Source organism: Fibrella aquatica, from assembly GCF_041321135.1.
Classification (GTDB): domain Bacteria; phylum Bacteroidota; class Bacteroidia; order Cytophagales; family Spirosomataceae; genus Fibrella; species Fibrella aquatica.
Genome location: NZ_JBGGWF010000010.1, coordinates 143,845 through 162,662 on the forward strand (window position 1 = coordinate 143,845; position 18,818 = coordinate 162,662).

14 protein-coding genes are annotated in these 18,818 nt (G+C 52.3%); 6 read left to right on the forward strand and 8 right to left on the reverse strand.

The window, feature by feature from the left end; all coding sequences use genetic code 11:
* Positions 1-76 precede the first annotated feature (76 nt).
* Together sufB and ACAW87_RS20230 are read right to left on the reverse strand one after the other, a co-directional pair.
* Positions 77-1,570, reverse strand: coding sequence for a Fe-S cluster assembly protein SufB (sufB, locus tag ACAW87_RS20225; RefSeq protein WP_370725453.1), 1,494 nt, complete (start codon positions 1,568-1,570; stop codon positions 77-79).
* A gap of 366 nt (positions 1,571-1,936) precedes the next feature.
* A complete protein-coding gene (locus ACAW87_RS20230; protein ID WP_370725454.1) occupies positions 1,937-3,889 on the reverse strand; it encodes a hypothetical protein in 1,953 nt (650 codons plus the stop codon).
* 142 nt (positions 3,890-4,031) lie between these two features.
* Here ACAW87_RS20230 and ACAW87_RS20235 point away from each other — a divergent pair, with 142 nt between their 5' ends.
* Positions 4,032-5,153 carry an NAD(P)/FAD-dependent oxidoreductase gene (locus tag ACAW87_RS20235; protein ID WP_370725455.1) on the forward strand — a complete coding sequence of 374 codons (1,122 nt, stop codon included), beginning with the start codon at positions 4,032-4,034 and terminating at the stop codon, positions 5,151-5,153.
* Positions 5,154-5,273: 120 nt separating this feature from the next.
* Positions 5,274-7,562, forward strand: coding sequence for a GH92 family glycosyl hydrolase (locus tag ACAW87_RS20240; RefSeq protein ID WP_370725456.1), 2,289 nt, complete (start codon positions 5,274-5,276; stop codon positions 7,560-7,562).
* Positions 7,563-7,877: 315 nt separating this feature from the next.
* Here ACAW87_RS20240 and ACAW87_RS20245 read toward each other — a convergent pair whose 3' ends face one another.
* Together ACAW87_RS20245 and ACAW87_RS20250 are read right to left on the reverse strand one after the other, a co-directional pair.
* Entirely contained in the window at positions 7,878-9,587 is a 1,710-nt protein-coding gene (locus ACAW87_RS20245) for an IPT/TIG domain-containing protein (RefSeq protein ID WP_370725457.1), read from the reverse strand.
* Between the two features lie 263 nt (positions 9,588-9,850).
* A complete protein-coding gene (locus tag ACAW87_RS20250) occupies positions 9,851-10,309 on the reverse strand; it encodes an Lrp/AsnC family transcriptional regulator (RefSeq protein WP_370725458.1) in 459 nt (152 codons plus the stop codon).
* Between the two features lie 188 nt (positions 10,310-10,497).
* Here ACAW87_RS20250 and ald point away from each other — a divergent pair, with 188 nt between their 5' ends.
* Positions 10,498-11,628: an alanine dehydrogenase gene (gene ald / locus ACAW87_RS20255; RefSeq protein WP_370725459.1), complete on the forward strand. Its 1,131-nt coding sequence runs from the start codon at positions 10,498-10,500 to the stop codon at positions 11,626-11,628.
* Between the two features lie 102 nt (positions 11,629-11,730).
* Here ald and ACAW87_RS20260 read toward each other — a convergent pair whose 3' ends face one another.
* Together ACAW87_RS20260 and ACAW87_RS20265 are read right to left on the reverse strand one after the other, a co-directional pair.
* Positions 11,731-12,858, reverse strand: a complete 1,128-nt coding sequence (locus ACAW87_RS20260; RefSeq protein WP_370725460.1) for a hypothetical protein — start codon at positions 12,856-12,858, stop codon at positions 11,731-11,733.
* Positions 12,859-12,898: 40 nt separating this feature from the next.
* Positions 12,899-13,387, reverse strand: coding sequence for a hypothetical protein (locus ACAW87_RS20265; RefSeq protein ID WP_370725461.1), 489 nt, complete (start codon positions 13,385-13,387; stop codon positions 12,899-12,901).
* Between the two features lie 271 nt (positions 13,388-13,658).
* Here ACAW87_RS20265 and ACAW87_RS20270 point away from each other — a divergent pair, with 271 nt between their 5' ends.
* Positions 13,659-13,931, forward strand: a complete 273-nt coding sequence (locus tag ACAW87_RS20270; RefSeq protein ID WP_370725462.1) for a hypothetical protein — start codon at positions 13,659-13,661, stop codon at positions 13,929-13,931.
* A gap of 76 nt (positions 13,932-14,007) precedes the next feature.
* On the opposite strand, the gene ACAW87_RS20275 is transcribed toward ACAW87_RS20270, so the two are convergent.
* Both ACAW87_RS20275 and ACAW87_RS20280 read right to left on the reverse strand, forming a co-directional pair.
* Positions 14,008-14,295 (reverse strand): hypothetical protein, encoded by a 288-nt coding sequence (locus ACAW87_RS20275; protein WP_370725463.1) that lies wholly within the window; start codon positions 14,293-14,295, stop codon positions 14,008-14,010.
* Positions 14,296-14,324: 29 nt separating this feature from the next.
* Entirely contained in the window at positions 14,325-15,425 is a 1,101-nt protein-coding gene (locus ACAW87_RS20280) for a DegT/DnrJ/EryC1/StrS family aminotransferase (protein WP_370725464.1), read from the reverse strand.
* Between the two features lie 87 nt (positions 15,426-15,512).
* Here ACAW87_RS20280 and ACAW87_RS20285 point away from each other — a divergent pair, with 87 nt between their 5' ends.
* Together ACAW87_RS20285 and pheT are read left to right on the forward strand one after the other, a co-directional pair.
* Entirely contained in the window at positions 15,513-16,148 is a 636-nt protein-coding gene (locus ACAW87_RS20285) for a DUF1684 domain-containing protein (protein WP_370725465.1), read from the forward strand.
* A gap of 185 nt (positions 16,149-16,333) precedes the next feature.
* On the forward strand, positions 16,334-18,796 hold the full coding sequence (gene pheT, locus ACAW87_RS20290; protein WP_370725466.1) for a phenylalanine--tRNA ligase subunit beta: 2,463 nt from the start codon (positions 16,334-16,336) through the stop codon (positions 18,794-18,796).
* Positions 18,797-18,818: the final 22 nt, after the last annotated feature.

Genomic DNA, 18,818 nt, shown 5'->3' on the forward strand with positions numbered 1-18,818 from the left:
TCCTTACTGGCAAAAAAAAGAGGGCAAACACAACGTTCAACCGTGTCTGCCCTCTTTTTATATCAATACGTGACTCTTATCCTACTGACCCTTCAAGGCTGATTTCCAGCAATTTCTGGGCTTCAACCGCAAACTCCATCGGAAGTTGATTCAGGACTTCTTTGGCATATCCGTTAATAATCAGGGCTACGGCTTGCTCGGTAGGAATACCGCGCTGATTGCAATAGAACAGCTGATCTTCACCAATTTTCGACGTAGTGGCCTCGTGCTCTACCGTGGCCGACTGGTTTTTTACTTCGATATATGGGAACGTATGTGCACCGCATTTATCGCCCAGTAACAACGAGTCGCACTGCGAGAAGTTACGGGCATTGTCGGCCCGTTTCATCACCTCAACTAAACCACGATATGAGTTTTGACTCTTACCCGCCGAAATCCCTTTCGACACAATCCGGCTTTTCGTATTCTTACCGATGTGCACCATTTTGGTACCCGTATCGGCCTGCTGCATGTTGTTGGTAACTGCCACCGAATAGAACTCACCGATCGAGTTATCACCTTTCAGAATAACCGAAGGGTACTTCCAGGTAATCGATGAGCCGGTTTCAACCTGCGTCCACGAAATTTTGGCGTTGGCATCGCAGATACCACGCTTGGTCACAAAGTTGTAAACGCCACCCAAACCGTTCTTGTCGCCGGGGTACCAGTTCTGAACGGTCGAGTATTTAATTTCGGCGTTATCGTGGGCGATCAATTCCACACAGGCGGCGTGCAACTGATTTTCGTCACGCATCGGCGCCGTACATCCTTCCAGATAACTTACGTATGATCCTTCATCGGCGATGATCAGCGTACGTTCGAACTGACCGGTACCCGCCGCGTTGATACGGAAATAGGTCGACAATTCCATGGGGCAACGAACGCCTTTCGGAATGTAGCAGAATGAACCGTCGGTAAACACAGCGGCATTCAGCGCAGCGAAATAGTTGTCCTTGGCCGGAATGACCGAGCCCAAGTACTTCTTCACCAGTTCGGGATGATCGTGAACGGCTTCGGAGATCGACGAGAAGATGATTCCCTTCTCAGCCAGTTCTTTCTTGAACGTTGTGGCTACCGAAATCGAGTCCATAACAGCATCGACAGCTACGCGGGGGCGCTCAATAGGGTTACCATTGGCATCAACGGGTTCGTCAATTACGCCCGACAGCCGCTTTTGCTCGGACAGAGAGATGCCCAATCGCTCAAACGTACGCCGCAGTTCAGGGTCGATCTCGTCGAGCGAGCCTACTGTTTTCTGTTGCTTGGGGGCTGAATAATAAATAATGTCCTGATAGTCAATCTTAGGGTACTTGACGTTTGGCCAGTGGGGCTCTTCCATTGTCTGCCACAGCTTGAAAGCCTCCAGGCGGCGTTCCAGCAGCCACTCGGGCTCATTTTTCTTGGCAGAAATGAAGCGAATAATATCATCGTTCAGCCCTTTGGGAGCTTCGTCCGCTTCAATCAGGGTTTCAAACCCGTACTTGTACTCGGCGTTGGTAATGCTCTCTAAGAGTTCAACTTCTTTGCTCATGATTGGTTGGCGATTGCCGGTGAAAGCGCGCGTAACGTAAAAACCGTTCGCAACTGTTTAAGAACGTATCGTACAAAATTAACAAAATCGCATCAGGCTCTGTTCCGAACCGGCGAAATAAGGTTAGGTTGAATTTGGGGTCGGATGGTTGATATGTAGGGGCGGCCACGATGGGCCGCCCGCGACGCGTCAGCAACAAACGGTAAAATGGGATGGCGACTGGGTACATGAACGGTTATTGCTGACGCATGCGTATTGCTGGCGCATACGATTGCTGACGCATACGATTGCTGACGCATACGTATTGCTGACGCATGGCGGGTAACCACGAGGGGTTACCCCTACACATCAACCATCCGACACATATCAACCAATCCGGTAGACCCGGCAGCCGTTTTCTTCGAAAATCAGCATTCCCTGAACAGCCGGCGCAGGTACGTTACCAACGGCAGCGGTGAAAAGGTACGTGTCGCCTACCTGCCAGGCCAGGGCCGTGCCATCCGACGCGTTCGGATCAGGCTTTTGTATCCAGGTTACCGACTGACCGGCGAGGTCAGTCCCGATTTGTTCGGCAAAAGCGCGCATCCGGCCAATGGCCACAAACTGATCGGCGTTCTGGCCCCAGACAAACGGTCCGTGCGTTACCTTGTCGAGTTGTTCTTCGTCGGCAATGCGGAACACGTATAGCTTGGTGTACTCTTCGTTGGCGCCCCGTTCATCGTGCTGATTACGTACTTCAAAGCCCAGGCCGACGTAGCTGGGCAATTCGGGCAGAAACAGGCTCACGAAATACCGGAACAGGTTACCCGTCTGGTAAAATTCATCGAAACGCGGGTCATCTTTATCGGCAGTCATGACCGTGAAATTGGGCGCAAACTGACGTGTTTCGGCCAGTTCCAGGTACGTGGCCAATTGTTTGTTGAATGTACCTGAACCAACGACCATCGATTGCAGGTCGCCCAGTGTACTGTCGGCGTCGATGGCTTCGAGGTGATCGGCTTCGTTACCATAGGCCATGGTATCGGGCGGGGCCAGAAAGGTTTCGGCGAAAAACGCGAAATGCGGCGTGCCTTTGGCCTGTACGTAATGCTTGATAGTCCTCAGCGGATCATAATGGGCGTCGGGCGTGACGGGCACACCGTCTGGCCGAAGCTGCACGTGAGCCATATCGCCGCGCATGAAATCGAACCCGAACCGTTGCTGACAGGCGTGTACGTGCTGACAGATATAATCCCAGGCGGGTTGATTGGGTCGGTCGAAATCGAGTTGCCAGTCGCGGTTATCGTCATGACTATGGTAGAATTTATACCGCGCCAACGGACCAAACACCCGCGAGAACTGCTGCGGCTGATTGAAACTATACTGATACCAAATCTGCCCAAATTCATCCGTTACGAAATCATCGGGCACGATGTGTAGCCCCCGATAGGGCGGTGCCATGGTCATGGGCAGGGTCTCGAACCCCTGCGTAGTCAGGTGGCGGATCAGATCGAGTCGACGTTGTAGTCGGCCGCCATAGTCGCCGGGACGACCAAACAGAATCAGATGCCGCTGCTCGTCGGTCAGTAGGGGAATCTGGGTGGAGAAAAAGACGCTTTTCGAGTAGGTGATCGGGCTTTCATCGGCTGTACCTTTCAGGTGCAGAAACTGCCAGATCACCTCTTCTACGTGCCGGTACACGCCTTCGGAATGATCAACCAGCCGGTGTCCGTCGCGGTGAACCCACTCGAACAGAGCCGGATGCACGAGCGCCATTTCCGAGAACCGGTCCGTATGCGGAATCACGTCCATGCCCACGGTTCGGCCCATCGCGTGAATCAGGTTTACAACCACTTTCAACTGCTTATCGACAGTATCAAGCGTGGGGATAAACCGGGCCAGATCAACATTGTAGAATTCGGGGTTAATCTGCCAGCTGACCATGCCGTAGAGACTACCCACTACGCCCGGCTCCCAGATAGGCAGCAGGTGAATGCTATCATGGCAGGCGGGCAGCGTCAGCATGTAGTTGACTACATTCCAGAACGAACCAATGGTGCGCACGTTGATACCCACCATGCGGCTCTGTTTCAGCCACGCGCCGTTTTGCTGGCCTAACACCGGCGAGGCAACAGTCTGCTGCGGATCTAATGCTTTCCGCATCAGTTCGGTGCCCAGCCGTTTTTGCAGAATATCAAGCGTTTGGTAGACCGAAAACTGAACGGCTGTTTGTGGCAACAGGTTAGGCACGTAGCTCGTCTTCCCCGATTGATAGTCGTTCAGGTACGTTGGGTACTGGCGTTGCCAGTCGGCGGATAAGTTCTGAATAGAGGTCGGCATAGGGCAAAAGTAAGTTTTCGCGGGTGAGTTTCGCCACAGAGTTACGCAGAGATGTACGGAGTTTCACAGAGGAGACAAAGTGCTCTGTGAAACTCCGTACATCTCTGCGTAACTCTGTGGCTTGAAAACCAGTTTACCAACTATGCAGGATGTACTTATCATCGGGGGAGGATTGGCGGGGCTGGTCAGTGCGTTGGAACTGGCTCGGGCCGGGTTTAGCGTCACGTTGGTGGAACGAAAAACGTACCCCTTTCACAAGGTCTGCGGCGAGTACGTCTCCAACGAAGTGCGCCCCTACATCGAGTCGCTGGGCGTTGATCTGGACGGCCTCAACGCCGCCCGGATCAGCACGTTCTGGCTATCGGCCCCATCCGGGAAGCTACTTACCTCGCCATTGGATCTGGGCGGTTTCGGCATTTCCAGGTACGTTCTCGACCAGCAACTGTATCAGCTTGGCGTAGTAGCGGGAGTCAATTTTCGACTTGGCCTTAGCGTCGATGATGTGCATTTTTCAAACGATCAATTCAATGTTACCCTGTCTAATGGCGATGCACTGACATCCCGGCTGGTGTTGGGTACGTTCGGCAAACGGGCGAAGCTCGACAAGACGCTGGACCGGGCTTTTATGGCTCAACCGTCTCCGTATGTTGGCGTGAAATACCATATCAGTGGCATCGATTTCCCGAAAGACGTTATTGCCCTGCACAACTTCCCGGATGGCTATTGTGGCATGTCGGCCATTGAGGATGACAAGTATTGCCTATGCTACCTGACAACCCGGTCCAACGTGCGGGCACATGGTTCCATCGGCGCGATGGAGAAGGCGGTGCTCTACCAGAATCCGCATCTGCGGGCCGTTTTCGAGTCAGGTACGTTCCTGTACGATCGTCCCGAAGTGATCAACGAAATCTCATTTGCCCCTAAAAAAGCCGTCGAGCATCATATACTTATGGCGGGCGACGCGGCCGGGTTGATCACGCCCCTTTGCGGAAACGGCATGGCGATGGCCATTCACGGCGCTAAACTCGTGAGCGGGCTATCGACGCGTTTTCTGCGCAACGAAATCACGCGTTCTAAACTGGAACGTACCTACCAACTGGGTTGGTCGTCGCTGTTCAGCAAACGCCTTTGGGTGGGGCGAACCGTGCAAAAGCTCTTTGGCCAATCCTGGTTGAGCGAAGTCGCCATAACGGCGTTCGGCACCGTAAAGCCGGCCCTACGAACCGTGATGAAGCAAACACATGGCGAGGTGATTATACCGTAACACGGACTTTAGTCCGTAAGCGTGATGCCCAGTCTATGCTCTTACGGACTAAAGTCCGTGTTACGACTGCTTTTCGCCTCTTTCAACCTATACTTCCAGCAAATGGGTATATCTTGAAACATGATCAAGTTATGCTGTATTTTTCTGTTGCAGGGGCTCTGCCTGCTTTCCTTCGCTCAACAAAACCTAGTCCCCTACGTTCGTCCGCTGATTGGTACCGAAAAGATGGGGCATACGTACCCCGGCGCTACCGTTCCGTTTGGGTCGGTTCAGCTTAGTCCCGATACCGACACGCTGTCGTACGACTTCAATGGCAAATACAACGGCGACGTGTACCGGTACTGTGCAGGGTACAAATACGAAGACAAGACCATTACGGGTTTTAGCCACACCCATTTCAGCGGCACGGGCCACTCCGATCTAGGCGATTTCCTGATCATGCCGACGCAGGGCACCTTGCAACTCAACCCCGGCGTGGCCAAAGACCCTAAAACGGGCTACCGGTCGGCTTTTTCGCATGCCAACGAAGTAGCTGAGGCGGGCTATTACAAGGTCAAGCTCGACGATCATGCCATTACGGCCGAACTGACGGCTTCGGAGCGCGTGGGCTTTCATCGGTATACTTTTCCCAAGTCCGATCAGTCGCACATCATTCTCGATCTGGCCGCTGGCATTTACAACTACGACGATAAAACCGTCTGGACATTTGTGCGCGTGGTGAACGATACGCTGATAACCGGCTACCGACAAACCAACGGCTGGGCACGTACCCGGACGGTCTACTTCGCCCTTTCGTTCTCAAAACCCTTCAAATCATACGGCCAGAAAAACCTCGATAAAGTACAGGTTTACAAAGGCTTCTGGCGCAAATTCGATCAGACGCGTAACTTCCCGGACATTGCGGGCAAACGGATTCGGATGTATTTCGATTTCGACACAAACGAAGGCGAGCAGGTTCAACTGAAGATGGCCCTGTCGCCGGTCAGTCAGGAAAACGCGCTGGCCAATATGCGGGCCGAGGTACCGCACTGGAATTTCGAGCAGGTAAAAGAGAAAGCGCAAACGGCCTGGAACAAAGAGTTGAACAAAATTCAGATCGACGCCGCCGAGCCCGATAAGGTGAATTTCTACACCGCCATGTACCACGCCTTCATCAACCCCACGACCTACATGGACGTGAACCGGCAGTACAAAGGGCTGGATCAGGGTGTGCATGAGGCGAAGGATTTCACCAACTACACCACCTTTTCGCTGTGGGATACCTACCGGGCGCTGCACCCATTTTTCAACCTGATGCAACCCGCCCGCAACAACGACATGGTGCAGTCGATGCTAAAACATTACGACCAAAGTACGCTGAAGATGCTGCCAGTCTGGTCTCATTACGCCAACGATAACTGGTGTATGAGCGGCTACCACAGCGTGTCGGTACTAGCCGATGCGGTGATCAAAGGCGTGTTCAAAGGCGATCCCAACCAGGTACTCGACGCCTGTATTGCTACCTCGAACCACCGCAGCTACGAAGGCATCGGCGAGTACATCGACCGGGGCTATATTCCGGCAACGGCCAACGGCACGTCGGTATCAAACACGCTTGAATATGCGTACGACGACTGGTGCATTGCGCAACTCGCCCGGAAACTGAACCGGCAGGATATTTACGCAACGTACCTGAAACGCTCGGAAAACTGGAAAAACGTCTACGACAAATCGATCGGCTTCATGCGCCCCCGCCTGGCCGATGGGTCGTTCAAGCAGGCGTTTGACGTGTACAGCACCGACGGGCAGGGTTTCATCGAAGGTAACTCCTGGAACTTCAGCTTCTTCGTTCCGCAGAATCCGGCGGCGCTGGTTGAGACGATGGGTGGCGCGAAGAAATTTGCGGCCCGGCTCGATACGCTGTTCGCCATGAACCTGCCCGACAAGTTCTTTGCCGAAACCGAAGATATCACTCGCGAAGGCATCATTGGCGGCTATATCCACGGCAACGAACCGGCCCACCACATCGCTTATCTCTACAACTGGGCCGGTCAACCCTGGCGTACGCAGGAAAGGATTCGCCAGATTCTGCGCATGCAATATAAACCCACCCCCGACGGACTGGGTGGCAATGACGACTGCGGTCAGATGAGCGCGTGGTACCTGTTTTCTGCCATGGGCTTTTACCCCTTAGCCCCCGGCTCGGCTGATTATTCGCTGGGGAGTCCGCTGGTTAAAAGCGCCAAACTAGCACTGGAAAATGGTCAGACGCTCAACATCGAAGCCGTGAATCAGAGTGACAAAAACGTGTATGTCTCGAAAGTGATCTTCAACGGCAACACCCTAACGCAGCCCGTTATCACCCACGATGAGTTGTTAAAAGGCGGAAAGTTAACGTTCTACATGAGCGCTAAACCGACGAAGAGGTAGGTTAGTCCGCACAGCTACTGGCCGAATCTGGCGCGAGGATTTCCTCGTGCTTATAATGTCGCAAGCATTTGCTTGCTGCGCGGAAGCGCAAGGGTAGAGAATTAACTGTAGCGAACAATTAACCAGCTACCCTTGCGCTTTCGCGCTGTGCAAGCAGATGCTTGCGATATTATAAGCACGAGGATTTCCTCGTGCTAGCTTCGCAGTAACATATCAAAAAAGGCTCTCTACTTCCGCAGAGAGCCTTTTTTGTAGATCGAAAACCAAACCTATAAGGTCTTCGAAGACCTTATAGGTTTAAAATAGGTTTAAAAGCTACCGGTCGTAATCTGTGTTTTGTGGGTTGAAGTTTGTCCAGCCCGTGGTCCAGTTTTCGGTGCCGAATGCGCCACGATAAGCGGTTTGGGTGAAGAACGAATCAGCCAGTTTACCGCCGGTCACTGCACCGCCCAGCAACGTAGATGACGCCTGTGGGAGGAAGTTCGGTGCCGCCGCATTGAAATTAGCGCCGTTCAGGGCTAATGCGCCAATATCGCCCGAGCCAACCAGTTGGTTCGAGCGGGTATTAGTGGTCAGGTACGTGTTGGCTACCGCATCGGTGACAGCCCCGCCACCCACGACAGGCGACAGGGTGTTGGCAAATACGTTACCACGCAGATCAATCGCACCGTTTGTCAGACTGGCACCAAGGCCGGTAAGCGACCCCTCCAGCCGTACACCTTCAGGATATCCGAAAATCAGGGAGTTATAGATGCTGATGGCTGTGTTACGGCGCAAATGGATGCCCGACTGATAATAACCCAGAGCGGGTGTAGCCGCCGTGATGGCGGTCGGCGTGGTGCTACTGGCGAAGTTGCTCATGTTGGCAAAAACCGGTGCTGTTTGGGGCAATCCGTTTAGGCGTGTCAGCGGTGTGCCGTCGGCGTTTTCGCCCGGATCGTAATTTTGCGAGTCAAACCCGTTGCTGCCCGATGGATCGGCTACGGTGGCATCGCGCAGGGCAACACCAAACTGCACCAGACCCGTATAACCCCAATCGGTGCTCCAATCATCGTCGGTGGTTCGGTTAGCCACCAGGTATTTGGCGCGCACGTTACCGCCAAACCAGCCGAAGGCATCGCCGCTACTCTGCGTTACCTGCACGTGATTAATCACTGTACCCGTGCCAACGCCAATCAATGTCAGCCCCGACAGTTTACCAGTTGGCGTACCGCGTTGCCCTGTTCCGGCATATTCAATTCTGACGTATTGTAACGAACCGCTATTGTCTTCCGGCTCGTTGTAGGTTTCGGCTGTTCCCCGAATACCACCCGCGTAGGTAGTGGCACCGGGCCGATTCGTGGGTGCCTTTCCAATCAGTACAACGCCTCCCCAATCACCGGCAAAACGCTGTCCGACGGGTTTATTCGATGTAAATACGATAGGCTCGGTAACCGTGCCGTTGGCAATCAGCTTACCCCGGCGTTCAACCACCAACGTACCTGCATTGCTTTGCCCCAGTGGGTCCAGATCGGCACCAGCACCTTTAATTACTGTTCCGGCCTGAATGGTCATGGTATAATCAGCGGCCACATACACGAACCCTCGCAACAGATAGATCGTATCTTTCGACAGGTTTCGATTTCTAAACAGCGTACCCCGAAGCTCTACAACCGGTTTTAATGGTTTTGGCGTTACCGTAAACGATGTTGGGCTCTGCACTGTGTTCCCTCCCACCGTAACGGCAATAGCACCACTTTGCGCACCTTCCGGCACTGTAACGACCAATCGGGTATCTGTTGCTGAAACGACAGTAGCGACAACACCACCAATAACAACCGTATTGCTACCGGGCGTGGTGTTGAAGTTTGTCCCGTTAATGGCAATGGTAGTGCCAACCGGGGCAGATGCCGGATCGATACTGGTCACCGTTGCCACTACGGGTACGGGAGGCACTACCGGCTCAGGGTTTTTACAGGCAGCAAAAAAGGCCAACAGCCCGAAGATCAGCCAGCAAGCGTGACCCCAACGTGGAGAATTTTTCATGAAAAGATGATAACGTAAGTGATTGAAACGGGCATCAATGGGCCCGGCCTGTCACATCAAATTACGTTACCACCACAGATATAGTATGCCAGCCTACTCAGATACTTATCCAACGATCCATTTCCCCCATAGGATAATATCCTTTCTGTATATGTTTCAATTGGTGAAGAGCGAAGGGTGATGTGGTGAAGGGTGAGGCAGCAGTGCTTTTGTCATCCCTCACCCTTCACCACATCACCCTTCACTCTTAACCATATCACCCCTCACACAGGCACTGCCGTAGTGCTTTTCACTTCGGTCATGACGAAAAAGCTGCTGATGTGTACGATACCGGAAATTACCGACAGGCGTTCGCGGTAAAAATGGTTGTACGCATCCATATCCGAGACGATTACGTGGATGAGGTAATCGAACGTACCTGACACCAGATGGCAACTTAGTACTTCGGGAAGTTCCAGCACGGCCCGGTCGAAACCAGCAAAATTATCGGCGGTCTGTTTGTCGAGGGTGATCTGACAAAAAACGGCCAGCGGGTTACCTATCTTCTTCTTGTCGAGCACTGTCACGTACCTGGCAATAACGCCTTCCCGCTCCAGGCGCTTGATCCGTTCATGAACCGGCGTTTTCGATAAGCTAATGCGCTGACCAATTTCTTGAATCGTCAGATGGGCATTGGCCTGAAGCAGGGTCAGTATCGCCCGGTCAATCTTATCTAACTCCATATAGTGGTAAACGAACGGAAAAATGAATAGAAAATCATATCAAAACTAAACAGAAACAGACTTTTTTTCTAACAGTTACCAATAATCAGGACTTACTTCCCAAATATACAGTCGTTACTAGAAAACAGTTATTGATATTTTAGTTTTGTAAGTACTAGAGCAAAGCAGTCCTCAACTTCAGAAAGCACATGGTCATTGGCGTCCCCAAAGAGATAAAAAACAACGAGAACCGTGTGGCTTTGACGCCTGCGGGCGTGGCTGAACTGCGCAAGCAGGGTCATACGGTGTATGTACAGGTCAATGCCGGGGTTGGCAGTGGCTTCAACGATGAGGAATACATCGGAGCCGGAGCCACCATGTTGCCCACCATTGAAGAGGTATACGCCATTGCCGAGATGATCATCAAGGTGAAAGAGCCGATTGCGCAGGAGTACCCGCTCATCAAGGAAAACCAACTGCTGTTCACCTATTTCCACTTTGCATCGTCGGAAGAGCTCACGCATGCCATGATTGCGAAAGGAGCTATTTGCCTGGCTTACGAAACGGTTGAAAAAACAGACCGTAGCCTTCCGTTGCTGGTTCCGATGTCGGAGGTAGCGGGTCGTATGGCTGTTCAACAGGGAGCTGTTTATCTGGAAAAACCACAGAAAGGCCGGGGTATTTTGCTCGGTGGCGTGCCGGGTGTAAAACCAGCCAATGTGCTTGTTCTGGGCGGGGGTATTGTGGGCGCTCAGGCTGCCCGCATGGCAGCTGGTTTGGGTGCGCATGTTACGATCATGGATGTTAGCCTGCCCCGTTTGCGTTACCTCGCCGATGTGATGCCCGCTAACGTCGACACCATGATGTCGAACGAATACAGCATTCGGGAAGAAGTTAAAACCGCCGATCTGATTGTTGGTGCTGTGCTGATTCCAGGTGCCAAAGCCCCTCACCTCATCACCCGCGACATGCTGAGACTGATGCGCCCCGGCACAGTACTGGTCGATGTGGCGGTTGATCAGGGCGGATGCATCGAAACATGCCACCCTACTACCCACGAAGATCCGACGTTTATTATCGACGACGTGGTTCACTATTGCGTAGCTAACATGCCCGGCGCGGTTCCTTACACAAGCACCATAGCCCTCACCAACGCTACTCTTCCGTATGCCCTGCAACTAGCCAACAAAGGCTGGATGAAAGCCTGCCGCGACAATGCCGAACTGAAAGCCGGACTTAACGTGGTGGAAGGGAAAGTGGTATACAAAGGCGTTGCCGACGCATGGGGTCTACCACTGGTTGCTGTAGACGATTTACTGACAGAAGAAGTTCTGAACTAACAATATTACCAATTCATCGACGAACGTAGGCCGCTCCCTTTTGGGAGCGGCCTTTTTTTTCAGGTACGTTGTTAGCCTTTGATGAAACAGATCTACGTATGGTTACTGACCAAGCGGCTTAACCAGCTCGCGGGCCTCATCAATGTCGATCTTAAGGTACTCCGAATCCTCCTTATCAAACTCTTTAGCGTTGGCCATATAGTCTTTACGGGCCACCGCTGCTGCGCTGCGCAGGCTGATCATTGCCTGTTTTTTAGCCTGCTCCGACCCTATTTTCAGGCCAGTAAGTCCCGCGTCGCCAATCGATGTAGTTTCGATGAAGTACGGCTTGGTTTTCTTCTCGTCCAGGTAAAATCCCATGTAACAATGCCCCGGTACTTTAACTAGAAACGAGTGAATATCAATGGCTTTCAGTACCGAACACATAAATACAGATCCATCAACGCAATTCGCCTGATTGTTTTTGAGGACATCGCCCAAACTACGTACACGCTGCGAAAACACTGACTGACTATTGCTGCTGGTATTGGTGATACTGCTGTAACGAACGCCCCGATGGCCCAGCGTAGCCCATATGGCGGCCACCTGCGCAATGACTTCGGCCTCAGTACCCTGATAGCCGGCAAAGCTGCTGACGATACCCGTTTTAAGCGACTCGTTCAGAAACGCGTCGATCCGCGGATCATCTTCGTTGACGTAGGCGGCAAACATGTAACCCAGGTCTTCCTCGGTTTCGTCGGCTTCATCGGCCAGATAAAAGGGACACTCCGAGATGGCCCGTAGGCTGACTGTCTGCGTTTTCTGTCCAACCTTACGGCCATTGACCGACAATACAAACACCAAGTTTACCGGTCCCGGTTGTGTCCGGCTCCGCATAAATTCGTATTTGTAGTTCACTTTAGGATAAATACCATACTGCCCTTTTGCCAGCTTCCCCTGGTAGACGCTGTACGTATTAACTTCGGATGGCAACAGTTCTATTTTCACATCGGCCCGGCTGATCAGTTCTAACTCGACCCCGATCTGCGAGGTGCCATCTTCAGAAATGATGTAAAACGGGCGCCCATCTACGCTGAGCGTGTCGTTCTCGTTTTCGTCCCAACCCGCATGGGCCAAAATATAGGACGAAAACAACATGTTATCCATTTTGACCCCGGCGTACCAGTTGTTAACCTGCGCTGTAGCTACGCTGCCACACAAGAGCGACAGACACATTACATAAACGTTCATGATAAAGGTTACTTCCTTTTAGATGGGTAAGTGATAGAACCTATTTTCTCCAGATAGATGCACCAGCCTTGTCGAAAATTTCCAGAACACCATCCGGATAAAACTTAAGGTGATCCCCCTTACCGCCTGTTCCTGTGCTCCACAACGCTTTGCCATTCGTGTCGAGCACCGCCATATTACCATCCGCCTGGAATACTAATTCTTTCACTGCCCCTGAAAGAGGTATTGACCAGACTTCGTTTGCGTGCGTTCCCATGTCATCTCCACCGGTAACCATGGTATACTTTTCCAGGACAAGCGCATTAGGGGTTAGCTTCAATCCGGCCTGTCCACCACCTGAAGTAGCAACTCCCCCTACATCTGCTAACTTATTACCTTTCGAAAAGTTGATTGTCTGATTATTGGTGGCCTGCGGTCCCGGTGCTGTACCATCTTTGCCCTGGGTGCTGATAACACCACCCATTTGGGCAAATGTGGCTGATGTACTCAATAACACCAATACGGCGGCGGCTACTAGTTTCTTTTTCATGGGTTTGATTGTCTTGCTTGTGATAAGAAATAGTTACTTGAGAGCGGGTCCCGATTTTGGGGACCTGCGTGGTCTGCGCCCGATTGTATGGAAATACAAATTGTGCACAGGGCCGCAAAGAACTAAGTCGATAAGCTAAGTACAAATACCTCGGATGAGGTATTTACGATGATTTTTAGGTATACCAAAGCCCCCTTTCTAATTTACTGAGTATATTCCCTCGTCGTACCCCGAACGAGTGTTCTCAAATAGGCTGCACCAGCTGAAAGCCATGAAAAATAAGACCCTGTTTTTTGCAAGCGTTGCCGTAGTGTGCTATCTATTGCTGCTCTACTTTAACGCGCACATACTTAAATTCGACTACGTATTGATAGGCGTTCTCCAGGAGCTACTCACCATACCGGTGATGATTCTGCTTGTTGTGCTGCTGGTTATTGCAACTACGAGAATTGTCCGGAAAGATCAGTTGAGGGGACCCTATTTATACGGCTCCTTCTCGCTGCTATCAATCAGTCTGGTTTTGGTAGTTAGCTTCTTTCTGTAGAATACTATTTCCCATAGTAATCTGCCAACAAGCTCGATCGGATGGACTACCGACGCTACGCTGTTGAATGCCTACGCTACAGATATGTACCTACCAACTCCTGCCATTCGTCTTTCAGCGATCCTTTAAAAACGGGCTTGCCGGCGCGGCGATACCAATAACCCGCGTTGAACACATCGCCCTCTTTTCGGTGCAGGTAGGCGTGTAAGTGGTCGTATGAGGGTGTCCCCTCTTTTAGTTGGGCAATGTTGTGCGCCGCTTCCCACTCGCCCCGCGCATCATGCCACAGCGCGGTCAGTATAGGATTTAGCTCAGCAGACGGCATTTTGTCCTGCAACGAGGCGGTGAATTGATCGAGGTTCATAGTGGAAGGGAAATGTAGGTTTTGTTTGGCTACAACAGGGCGGGAAACTGATTGATTACCGTTATGATTTTATCTACTTCCTCATCGGTCAACGTCGGGTTTAAGGGTAGGCTGACCACTTCGCGGTGTAGCTGATCGGCAATCGGGAAAGCGTCTGCGGGCCACTGACCGGCGTAGGCCTGTTGGCGGTGTGGCGGAACCGGGTAATGAACATCGGTGCCAATGCCCTGCTCCTGCAAATAGGCCCGAAGCGCATCGCGGTGCGGGTGCCGGGCCACAAACAGATGCCAAACATCCTGTTCGATCGAATCGGTGGGGGGTAAAATGAGGTCGGGCAGGGTCAACTCAGCCAGATACCGGCGGGCAATCTGACGGCGGCGGGCATTTTCTTCAGCCAGAAAAGGTAATTTTTCAGATAGAATAGCGGCCTGAAGCTCGTCGAGGCGGCTGTTGTGGCCGGGTACGTTATTGTGGTATTTCTGCGCTGAACCGTAATTCCGCCACATACGGAGTTGAGTGGCCAGTTCGGGATCGTTTGTCGTGATGGCACCCGCATCGCCCAACGCGCCCAAATTTTTGGTAGGGTAAAAGCTAAACGCCGTTGCATGCGCTAACGTACCTGCCTGCTTGCCCAGGTACGTTGCACCGTGTGCCTGCGCGGCATCATCGAGCACCCGGAGGCCATGCGCTTCGGCGAAAGTCAGCAGCGGAGCCATATCAGTCACGCGTCCGTAGAGATGAACCGGCAAAATAGCCCGAGTATTCGGTGTTAGCGCAGTAGCCAGCCGTTCAGGGTCGATGGTGTGGGTACGTGGGTCGGGTTCTACCAGCACAGGTATAAGACCGGCCTGTGTCACGGCCAACACCGACGCGATATAGGCGTTTGAGGGCACTATCACTTCGCTGCCTGCCGGGAATGCCCAGGCTTTCAACACAAGTGTCAGCGCTTCTAGCCCGTTGGCCACCCCAATGCAGTGCGAGGCACCCACATAGCTGGCAAATGCGCTTTCAAAAGCGGCTACTTCAGGGCCCAGCACATACCAGCCTGACGATAACACCCGCTCGGTTGCCGCCCTGATGCGAGCCAGATGCGGTGCATTTATTCGTCCCAGATCAAGAAAAGGAATCATTTAGCGAAAGTAAACGGAAAAAAGCGGATGCCAGTATAGCCTATCCCGCCTGACCTGTAGCTTTGTCGAGACTTTTTTGCGCTCCTTATGGCCAATATTCTGAAAAAACCCATCTTCTGGCTTATTACCCTTCCCGTGTTAGCGGCTGTGATCTGGCTCTTCATGCTTCCCGATCAGGCCAATACAGCCACCGTTGACCCGGTTGCGTATCGCGCCGAACTTCAGGCCGAACGGGACAAGAAAGACGAGTATATGCGCACCAACGCCGAATCACCGATTCCTGATAAAGCGACGTTTAAAGGACTTACCTATTTCGAGGCTGACCCCAGTTTCAGGGTAATGGCCAAGCTGGAACCGTTTCCGGAAGGGAAAGCGGAAAAACTCGTTATTAAACTGACAGACGGCACCGACGAGATTTACGAGAAATACGCCCATGCTACGTTTACAGTCGATAATAAAGCGTGCAGGCTACTCGTGCTCAAATTTCAGAATTCGCTAAGTGTTCTGTTTCAGGATGCCACGTCGGGCCAGCAAACCTACGGCGGCGGACGCTACATCGATATTGACCTCGACGCGGTGGCCAATAATCAGGTGGTAATCGATTTCAACGCTGCCTATAGCCCCTACTGCGCCTACAACCCATCCTACGCCTGCCCACTTCCGCCACCTGAAAACAAACTACCCGTAGCCATTAAGGCCGGCGAACAGTATGTGCAGAAATAAGGGAGTTCAATGTCCAGGGTTCAACGTTCAAAGCGGCTCTGCTAATCTGCGATGCAGCTTTGGACGTTGAACCCTGGACTTTGAACCTGAAATAGCATGATCACGCCTGAAACCGTGTAAGCTTGCTTATTTTTGTAGCTAAAAGTTTTGCCCGACTTCCGACAGTCGGGCTTTTTGATAGACACATGAACATTTCCTATAGTTGGCTTACCCAGTTTATCGATGTTGATAAAACGCCGGAAGAACTGGATCATATCCTCACCAGTACCGGTCTTGAAGTAGATGGCATCGAACGCATCGACCTGGTTCCGGGTGGCTTGCGGGGTGTTGTCATTGGCACCGTGCTAACCTGCGAACGCCACCCCGATGCCGACAAACTCAGCATCACCACCGTGGATGTGGGGGGCGAACAGCCGTTGAACATCGTTTGCGGCGCGCCCAATGTAGCAGCCGGGCAACGTGTTGTCGTTGCTACCGTTGGTGCCACGCTTTACCCGAAAAACAGTACCGGGGCACCAGCCGAACCGCTGGTTATCAAGAAAGCCAAAATACGCGGGGCGGCTTCAGAAGGCATGATCTGCGCCGAAGACGAGATCGGATTAGGCGAATCGCATGCGGGTATTATGGTGCTCACCACCGACGTACCCAACGGAACGCCCGCCGCTGCTTTCTTCGACCTGGAAGCCGATTCGCGCATTGAAATTGGGCTGACCCCTAACCGGGCCGACGCGGCTTCGCACCTCGGCGTAGCCCGAGACCTCCGGGCTGTGTTGGGAAACCCCATCAAATGGCCCTCGGTTGAGGCGTTTGCGGTGGCCTCTACTGACTTTACCCTTCAGGTACGTGTCGAAGACACGGATGCCTGCCCACGCTATACGGGTCTAACCATGAGCGGGCTCACCGTTGGCGAATCGCCCAAGTGGCTGAAACAGCGGCTACTCAGCATCGGTCTTACACCTATCAACAACATCGTCGACATCACCAATTTTGTGTGTCATGGACTGGGGCAGCCCATGCACGCGTTCAATGCCGACGTTATTACTACGGGTGAAGTAGTGGTTAAAACGCTGCCCGCAGGTACGTCGTTCGTCACCCTCGATGGCACTGAACGGAAATTATCGGCTACGGATCTCATGATTTGTAACGGCGACAGCGAAGGCATGTGCATTGGCGGTGTGTTTGGTGGAAAAACATCGGGCGTTTCGGAAAAAACAACCCGTATTTTTCTGGAATGTGCTTACTTCTCACCCGCTTCGATTCGGAAAACGGCGCAACATCATGGCCTGAAAACCGACGCTTCGTTCCGATACGAGCGCGGCACCGACCCCAACATGCCCCTTTTTGCGCTGAAGTATGCGGCTATCCTCATTCGGGAAGTAGCGGGCGGCAGCGTTACATCGGAGATTGTCGACATTTACCCGACACCCATCACTGATTTCAGCATACCCGTCACCTACCGCAACATCGATCGGCTCATCGGTATTCAGATCGACCGCGAGCGCATCATCGAGATTCTTCACGCACTGGATATTCAAACGGCCGAGTTGACCGAATCGGGTTTTGTGGCCGTAGTGCCTCCTTACCGGGTCGACGTAACGCGTGAAGCCGACATCGTTGAAGAAATTCTGCGCATTTACGGCCTCGACAACGTACCTCTGTCGGCTAACCTCTCGGCCAATACGCTGTCAGAATTTCCGACCACCGATGTAAACCAGTTGCAGGGGCGCATTGGTCAGGTGCTGGCGGCCAACGGATTTGTTGAGGCCATGTCGCTCTCGATGACCCGCCCGGCTTATCACGATGCCATTCGCACCAGTTTACCACTAGCCGACGTTCGGTTGCTGAATCCGTTGAGCGATGAGCTGTCGGTGATGCGTCAAAGCATGTTGTTCTCAATGCTGGAAGCGCTGATGTATAACCTCAACCGGCGTCAACGCGATCTGAAATTATTTGAATTCGGGAAAGTGTATGGCAGCAGTCATACAGAGGGCGAGTCAGAAACCGGTTCGCCCAAAAAATACCACGAATCGCCCCGGTTGGCGCTGGCAATGGTAGGCGATCAAACGGCCGAGAGCTGGCAGCAAAAAGGCCAGTCAATAGCTTTTCATGATTTAAAATCGGCCGTTCATACGGTGTTGGCTTCACTACGTATTCAACCAACCGACCAGCAAGGAGCAGACCCTGCCCTATTCCAATACGGTCTAACCTACACACTTAATAAGAAAGCGATTGTTACTTTCGGGTTAGTACAACCAAAACTCACTAAATTAGCCGATGTAAAGCAACCAATTTATTACGCTGATTTCGATTGGGCTTTACTAACTAAACGATATAGCGCCAAAACCAGTTACATGGAGGTTCCGCGGTTCCCCGAAGTACGGCGCGACTTATCGCTAGTCGTCGACAAGGCTGTGTCGTTTGAGCAGATTCAGAAACTAGCCGTGCAAACGGAACGGAAATTGTTACGGAGTATAAACGTGTTCGACGTTTATGAGGGTAACAACCTGGGCAACGGTAAAAAAGCTTACGCCGTGAGTTTTACGCTACAGGATGCCACCCAAACCCTCACCGACGCCGTGATCGACAAAACGATGCAACGTCTTATGAATCAGTTTGAAAAAGAATTAGGAGCAATTATTAGAAAATAGGTTTAGTGTTTACCCCACCCCA